At 41.8% G+C, this 220-nt stretch carries 1 pseudogene; it reads left to right on the forward strand.

The window, feature by feature from the left end:
* Positions 1–220 (forward strand): annotated as a pseudogene (locus A3712_RS28280) (T6SS phospholipase effector Tle1-like catalytic domain-containing protein); the annotation flags it as partial.

Raw genomic sequence — 220 nt, forward strand, 5'->3', positions numbered from 1 at the left:
ATTGATCACAATGACCTCGACATCCAACCAAACGAAATGGGTCACATTCACTCCAAGCAACGATCGGGGCTATTTCATCGTTTAACATTGGAAAGCCGAAAAGTATGTGTGCTAAAAAACGATCGTATCGTGACAGATGAGTCATGCTTGCCAGTTATCCACCCCTCTGTCTTATTAAGAAAAAAACAAGACCCAGATTATGAACCAAAGGGGTTACAAG

The organism is Vibrio sp. HI00D65, from assembly GCF_001635455.1.
Lineage (GTDB): Bacteria > Pseudomonadota > Gammaproteobacteria > Enterobacterales > Vibrionaceae > Vibrio.